This is a genomic window from Dissulfurispira sp., from assembly GCF_036745535.1.
Taxonomy (GTDB): Bacteria; Nitrospirota; Thermodesulfovibrionia; order Thermodesulfovibrionales; family Dissulfurispiraceae; genus Dissulfurispira.
The window spans coordinates 1-6,655 of the sequence record NZ_DAIOFX010000081.1 but is presented as its reverse complement, the minus strand read 5'-3'; the positions used below and the strand labels follow the sequence as shown (position 1 = coordinate 6,655).

Sequence of the window (6,655 nt, the reverse complement as noted above, 5' to 3'; positions counted from 1 at the left end):
AGTGCGTGGTTTAAAGTCTTTTCGCAGCACCTGACATATATTTTTAGATTGGAATCTCTCAATTTAGGTAAATAAAAAAGCCCTTACATTAACTTAATGTCAAGGGCTTATTTGCAATTTTGCAGTTCTATGAAGGCTTGATATTATAGAGACTTCTTCAGCTCCTTTGATTTTTCCAACAATGACTGTCGTGTCTTTTCCCTGAGTGCCTCCAATTTTTCGGCTATTTCGGGATATTTTATGGAGAGTATGGAGCATGCAAGGTATGCGGCATTCTTTGCTCCATCAATGGCAACAGTTGCTACAGGTATTCCAGGAGGCATCTGGACAGTCGAATAAAGTGCATCCACTCCATTTAATGCACCTGATTTAAGCGGCACGCCTATCACAGGCAGCGTTGTATGTGATGCAATCACCCCTGCAAGATGGGCTGCCATGCCTGCTCCTGCAATAATTACTTCTATTCCCCGTTCTCTTGCTGTCTTTGAATATTCCACTGTTTTTTCCGGAAGCCTGTGAGCAGAACTTATGTCCATCGCATAAGGCACACCCATCTCCTTTAAAACCTCTCCTGCCTTTTCCATTACAGGCAGATCGCTGTCGCTTCCCATGAGGATAAGAACCAGTGGCTTTGTCATTTATCCTCCCATCCTCATTGATTCGAGCCTTGCTATCCTCTCCTCCATAGGCGGATGGGTGCTGAAGAGCTTTAAAAGTCCTCCACCCGAAAGGGGATTGACTATGAACATATGGGATGTTGCAGGATTCGCATCCATTGGAATCCTCTGTGATGCCATATGAAGCTTCTTAAGTGCATTGGCGAGATACATGGGATTGCCTGCAATCCTTGCACCGCCTGCATCAGCTTCGTATTCCCTGGAGCGTGATATGGCCATCTGCACCATCATTGCTGCAATCGGGCCGACAATCATCATCACGATGGCTGCTATAGGATTGCCTCCATCTTCATCATCGCGCCTGCCACCGAATATCGCCGCCCACTGCGCCATCTGTGCAAGGTAGCTTATAGCGCCTGCGATTGTTGCAGCAACTGTGCCTACGAGTATGTCCCTGTGCTTAATGTGTGCAAGTTCATGGGCTATGACACCCTCAAGCTCTTCTCTCGACAAAATCCTCATTATGCCTGTTGTTACAGCAACCACGCCTTTCTGCGGATTCCTTCCTGTTGCAAATGCATTGGGCTGGTCTTCATCCATTATATAAACCCTCGGCATTGGAAGCTCTGCCCTGTGGGCAAGCCTTCTTACCATGCCGTAAAGCTCCGGCGCCTCTGCCTCTGTTACCGGCTTGGCACGGTACATCCTGAGCACTATCTTGTCGCTGAACCAGTATGTGATAAAGTTCATTCCAAAGGCCATGATAAGGGCAAATGTCATTCCAGACTTGCCGCCCAGAAGGCCTCCTATTGCCACAAGCATCAAGGTTAATGTAACCATTAAAACCATTGTCTTCAATCCATTCATTTTTACACCTCCAATTAAAAAGACCTTTACCGCTTGAATACTTATTGATAAATTAGTTTACCAATAAATACTCACTGCGGTAAAGGTCTTGCCTGTTAGTTTTTCCTAACCAGTGGTACCGGCCGAGCACTAAGTCTTAGTGCCTGGCGTGCTGACGATAGCCACTGCCTGGGCTACTCCCCTTTACTGGTTTTAGATTATCGGAAATAAGAAAATTATGTCAAGCTCAGCCCTTTCCCCATGATGAGATGAATTCATTATATGAAATGCTAAATGTTTCCTTGAATGCCTGATTCAGATCTGACCCCTTTGAGAGAGATATCAGCAAATCCTTCATCCTTGAAGCGCCATGCCTCTCTATGAGGTACGACACCGCAGAATAGCTCTCCCAGTAAGCGAGACCTGCCCTTCCTCCAAGCCATGTAAATGAATTCTCAAGATAATTCAGAGGAACAACCTGACCGATTCTCTTTGGATAATTCCTCGAAAAATATTCAGCGAGTTCCTCATTAATCCATAGTGGACACCGTTGTGTAATGGAATCAACCATGGCATGCACATATTCGTGAAAAAGCACCCTTTTCAGTTCGGCCTCTCTGCCCTCCACCCCCTTCACAGGGATACATATCTTTCCTCCTATAAAATCATATGCACCGCCAGCCCATCCAGGAGCCAGCGTGGTATCAAAGAATTCCTTTTCAGTATAGATGATCACGGTTAAGGGCTGATCAGGGAAATAACTAAGCTCCTTTCCAACAAACCTGTATGCATCATCAAGGATTCCCAATACCTTCCTGCTGATATTACCGTTTTCATGCCCATCAAAAATGACCTTGAAGTGTCGTGTGCTTTCATCAATGAATTTCTGTTGCGTCCGGTGTTCTCTCTTGATTTTATCATGGAGAAACTGCAGCAACCGATCGCTTTTCATAGAGAGTCCTGTTTCTATATTGTGGAGGCTTTTATCGAGGTCATCCGCTTTGTAGTAAGCCAATGCAAGTGCCTTTCGTGCTGTAAAATCATCGATGTCAAACTCCACTGCCTTCTCGAGGTATTTTATTGCATCATCGCATCTCCCGATCTTCAGAAGCAAAATACCAATGCCGGTAAATGCATGTTTGTCCTTTTCAGAGATTTCCTTAAGCAGTTTGATGGCCCCGTCATTGTCTCCTGCCTTTACCATTGCCTCGGCTTTCAACCACAATTCCCTGTTCTTCTCATCGATCTTTACATTTTTTTCGGGCAAAGGCGAAATCTCTATTGATTTAATGGATTCATCCACTGTCTTAGTCGAATCGCTGCCATGATTAATGGATGTTAACTGCTCAAAAGGTTCGGTGGCCTGACCTGCGGGAATCTGGACGGTCCCGTGGTTTTCTGCAGGTCCTTTAAAATAGAAAAATGCTGCAATGATTAAAATGAAAAGCAAAACAGCGGAAGCAATTGCCCTGAAAATAAGGCACCCCCATATTTAACTTTTTATCATGGAAGAACTGTGATATTCTTTGCTAAGTTTAATAGAAAAACCAAAAAAATAAATATTCACGCGGCATTATTCCCATTGACATCATATATATAACGTCTGTTACATTAGCATTAAATGTTACAGTCTGAACATTCGGAAAAACATGGCTGGCTGTTGTTTTTCTACAGCGTCCCCTCAAAGCCTGTGAGCAACAGGATGAAAATATGGAGGAGACTCACACAGGCCGGTGCACTGCCGTTCAAAGGCGCCGCCTACATACTCCCGTACAGCGAGGAACACGATGAGTTTTGTCGATGGCTTGTGTCTGAAGCCGTCGGCATGGGCGGCGAGGCCGCCTTTGTGCATGTGGAAAGGATCGAGACCATGCATGACAGGGAAATCATCGACCTCTTCAACAAGCAAAGGGTGCGTGATTATCAGGATATCGAGAAGGGTCTTGAAGGGCTTGAGAGAAGAATACAGAGCATAAAAAAAGGAAGCAGCATCCAGGGCAACAAGAAATTAACAGAACAGCTTTACAAACTATCGAAAGAGCTTGAGGCCATAAGGAGGATAGACTTCTTTTCATCAAAGGCAGGGGCTGTCATTAAAAAGCGCATGGAAACGCTACAGGCCGAACTTAAAAGCATGGAACGTGCTTATACAGGTATTCGGATCCCTGCAATAGTTCCCAGGCGCATAAAAGATTATCAGGGGAAAACATGGGTCACAAGGAAGAAGCCCTTTGTGGATAGAATGGCATCGGCATGGCTTATCAGAAAGTTTATAGACCCCGAAGCATCGTTTGGGTTCATCGACGAAAAAGAGACGGCACATCTCGGCAAAAACATGGTTGCCTTTGATGTCATGGGCGGGGAATTTACGCATATCGGGGACATGTGCACATTTGAAGTTTTCATTAAATCCTTCAATCTGCCCGACAGGAGGATTAAAAAAATAGCTGAAATAGTCCACGAGCTCGATATGAAGGACGACAAATTCAAAACACCCGAGGCAAAAGGCATAGAGGAGATACTCGCCGGGATAAAAAAGACATCAAAAAGCGATGCGGATGCCCTCGAAAGGGGAATGACGATATTTGAAATGCTCTACGAATCAAAGGCGTAGTCGACTATATTTTTTTCTTGACTTTTTATGTAACACATGTTACATTATAATCAAATATTACAAAAAGGAGGAAAGAGAAATGCCGCCAGTAGCGAAACATTTAAAGACAAGCAGCGAGAGGACAGGAAACGAATACCGTGAGCTTCATGAGTGGCTCGACAATGACCCTGAGAAAAAAGCAGAGAGACACGATATCACGAAGATTTATGAATACGGTAAGATGATTGAAGAAAAGTATGGCAAGGAGGGGCTTCAGGAATATATCAGGCATATCCATGACGATGTAAAGACAAAGTTCGAGCACATTCAGCACGATCTGGAAAAGGCTGTTGCGGATACGCTGGCGTATTTTGGGGTGAAGTGATTATGCATTGATAGGCATCTGAAAAAGAAAGGGAGGATAGCATGAGCTATAAAATTCAGGATTCGGACATCGAATTAATGAGAAAAACAGGTGTTTCTGAGGACGATATAAAGCACTGCGTCAAGGTCGCTGAAAAGGCGCTGGAGATTGCGGAGCGGACTAAGAATAATATCGATATGGAGCTTGTAGGCAGGGGTGCTTTGTTTCATGACCTCGGCAAGGCAAAAACACATGAGATAGAACACGGAAAAATAGGTGCTGAACTCGGGAGACGGTTGGGCTTGCCACAGGAAATTACAGACATCATGGAAAAGCATATACGGGGCGGGCTTACAGAAGAAGAGGCAGTGGAACTCGGGCTGCCGATAAAAGATTACACACTAAAAAAACTTGAGGAACGGATAGTGATTTATGCTGATAGGCTCGTGGACATAATCACGGATGGCATCGTTGAGATCAAATCAGAACAGGAGGCTGAGGAGCGGTTTGAGGAGATACTGAAAACATATCCGAAATACGGAAAGAATGAGAAGACGCTGAACCGCTATCTCGGGTATCACGGAGAAATTCAGAGATTAGTGCGGAAAAAATAAACAAATTTGGAGTATTGGAGTGATGGAGTATTGAATTTATAAAACAACACTCCAGTACTCCATTAACCCCATTTCTAACAGGAATGAAATTTAGCCCCTTTGTATTGCTATGCACCACAGGGCTTTTTGCCATATTCAGCTCTACTATATCAAAAAGCCCTGTTCTTCCACTTTTTGCATCGCACCTCGGAGCAGACCCCTCCGGTGTTGGTTTTGTGGCTGCTGTATCCGCATTTACAGGTATAGTTGCAAGCATACCTGCAGGGATACTGTCGGACAGGCTCGGCAGGAGAAAAATGCTCGTCTTTTCGCTCATCGTATTTTCGACCGCACCGTTTCTGTATCTGTTCGTGAATAAAATCTGGCAGCTTGCCATCGTGAGGTTCTATCATGGCTTTGCCACAGCCGTATTCATCCCTGTTGCTATGGCGCTCGTTGCCGACCTCTTTCATCATGAGAGGGGAGAAAAAATGGGATGGTTTTCCACATCAACCCTTGTTGGCAGGTTTATGGCTCCAATTGCAGGCGGCAGCATCATGGGAGCAATGGTCTTTAATCCCGGCCTTGGTTATAAGATTGTGTACCTTGTATGCGGCGCGGCAGGCATAATTGCCCTTATACTCACATTTAAATTGCCATCCGCCCCTGATAAAAAAATCGAAAAACGAGACTGGAAAGAGACGTTTGCATCTTTTAAGTCTGTGCTATCAAACAGGCTTATCCTCATCACTGCAGGGGTTGAAGCATCCATACTCTTTGCATATGGAACTTTCGAGACATTCCTTCCACTCTATTCAATAAAAATCGGTCTCAGCGCATATGAGGTAGGCATATTCCTATCTTCACAAGTAATCACATTAGCGCTTACAAAACCTGTAATGGGAAGGTTTTCAGACAGGCATGGCAGGCAGCCTCAGATCTTTTGGGGTGCTATAATCGGCGCTCTATGCATAGGGGGTTTCGCATTATTTAAATCGTTCATACTCCTTCTTGCATTGAGCATACTGTTCGGATTAAGCCTTTCAATCGTAACATCAGCCACATCCGCATTCATCGCCGATTTAAGCAAAAAGGAATCTCATGGCTCTGCAATGGGATTATTGGGCTCGATAATGGACATAGGCCATACAGCAGGGCCTCTCATTTCAGGGATTGTAGCTCTACATTTCGGCTTCGACAGGGCATTTCTGGGGGCAGCCTCGGTTCTTATTGCAGCGGCATTTATATTCCTGATAAAAGTCCTGCGTACCAAAACTGCTTTACAGCGGCAATAAAAAGGGTGGTGCAGAATAAATGTACCTTCCAATTTTCAATTATTGCTTTTTGGCAGCGAGGATTTTGGGTGTGGTGGTTATGCAAACTGAAGTTTCTTCTCCATTGGTTTAAGAACATTCTTAAACATACGAGAGGCTTTGAACAGTTCAACGCCTATAAGCTTGCCGTTGCTGTCAAGTTCCATATTCACGCCCGGAGATATTTCCACAACCTCTGCTTCTTCGCCCTCTTTTGCAAGGTAGAGAATATCCTCTTCTTCATCGTAAAAGACTTTAAAATCATTCATATATTTTCCTCCATCTTCCTGATTGGATTCGGTTTTCCTTTTGCCTTTCCTCTCCCCACA

The 6,655-nt window shown here is 44.5% G+C and carries 8 protein-coding genes; 4 read left to right on the top strand and 4 right to left on the bottom strand.

Going from position 1 to position 6,655, the window contains the following annotated elements:
• Positions 1-143: 143 nt before the first annotated feature.
• The 3 genes from purE to V7L97_RS10540 form a co-directional block, all read right to left on the bottom strand.
• A complete protein-coding gene (gene purE / locus V7L97_RS10550) occupies positions 144-638 on the bottom strand; it encodes a 5-(carboxyamino)imidazole ribonucleotide mutase (protein ID WP_333655786.1) in 495 nt (164 codons plus the stop codon).
• A complete protein-coding gene (gene htpX / locus V7L97_RS10545; RefSeq protein WP_333655784.1) occupies positions 639-1,484 on the bottom strand; it encodes a zinc metalloprotease HtpX in 846 nt (281 codons plus the stop codon).
• A gap of 226 nt (positions 1,485-1,710) precedes the next feature.
• Positions 1,711-2,913 (bottom strand): peptidase MA family metallohydrolase, encoded by a 1,203-nt coding sequence (locus tag V7L97_RS10540; RefSeq protein ID WP_333655782.1) that lies wholly within the window; start codon positions 2,911-2,913, stop codon positions 1,711-1,713.
• A 252-nt stretch (positions 2,914-3,165) separates the two neighbouring features.
• On the opposite strand from V7L97_RS10540, the gene V7L97_RS10535 reads away from it, so the two are divergent.
• From V7L97_RS10535 to V7L97_RS10520, 4 genes are all read left to right on the top strand, one after another.
• Positions 3,166-4,077: a chromate resistance protein ChrB domain-containing protein gene (locus V7L97_RS10535; protein WP_333655780.1), complete on the top strand. Its 912-nt coding sequence runs from the start codon at positions 3,166-3,168 to the stop codon at positions 4,075-4,077.
• Positions 4,078-4,156: 79 nt separating this feature from the next.
• Positions 4,157-4,441: a hypothetical protein gene (locus V7L97_RS10530; protein WP_333655778.1), complete on the top strand. Its 285-nt coding sequence runs from the start codon at positions 4,157-4,159 to the stop codon at positions 4,439-4,441.
• A 41-nt stretch (positions 4,442-4,482) separates the two neighbouring features.
• Positions 4,483-5,034, top strand: coding sequence for an HDIG domain-containing metalloprotein (locus tag V7L97_RS10525; protein ID WP_333655776.1), 552 nt, complete (start codon positions 4,483-4,485; stop codon positions 5,032-5,034).
• Positions 5,035-5,117: 83 nt separating this feature from the next.
• On the top strand, positions 5,118-6,308 hold the full coding sequence (locus V7L97_RS10520; RefSeq protein WP_333655773.1) for an MFS transporter: 1,191 nt from the start codon (positions 5,118-5,120) through the stop codon (positions 6,306-6,308).
• 77 nt (positions 6,309-6,385) lie between these two features.
• Here the strand turns inward: V7L97_RS10520 and V7L97_RS10515 are convergent.
• Positions 6,386-6,655, bottom strand: a 270-nt coding sequence (locus V7L97_RS10515) for a DUF2283 domain-containing protein (protein ID WP_333655772.1), incomplete at its 5' end; no start/stop codon positions are given.

Excerpts from the sequence above, each read along its gene's own strand:
- V7L97_RS10530 (WP_333655778.1), top strand. The coding sequence starts at position 4,157 with ATGCCGCCAGTAGCGAAACATTTAAAGACAAGCAGCGAGAGGACAGGA.
- V7L97_RS10525 (WP_333655776.1), top strand. The coding sequence starts at position 4,483 with ATGAGCTATAAAATTCAGGATTCGGACATCGAATTAATGAGAAAAACA.
- htpX (WP_333655784.1), bottom strand. The coding sequence starts at position 1,484 with ATGAATGGATTGAAGACAATGGTTTTAATGGTTACATTAACCTTGATG.
- V7L97_RS10535 (WP_333655780.1), top strand. The coding sequence starts at position 3,166 with ATGAAAATATGGAGGAGACTCACACAGGCCGGTGCACTGCCGTTCAAA.
- purE (WP_333655786.1), bottom strand. The coding sequence starts at position 638 with ATGACAAAGCCACTGGTTCTTATCCTCATGGGAAGCGACAGCGATCTG.
- V7L97_RS10520 (WP_333655773.1), top strand. The coding sequence starts at position 5,118 with ATGAAATTTAGCCCCTTTGTATTGCTATGCACCACAGGGCTTTTTGCC.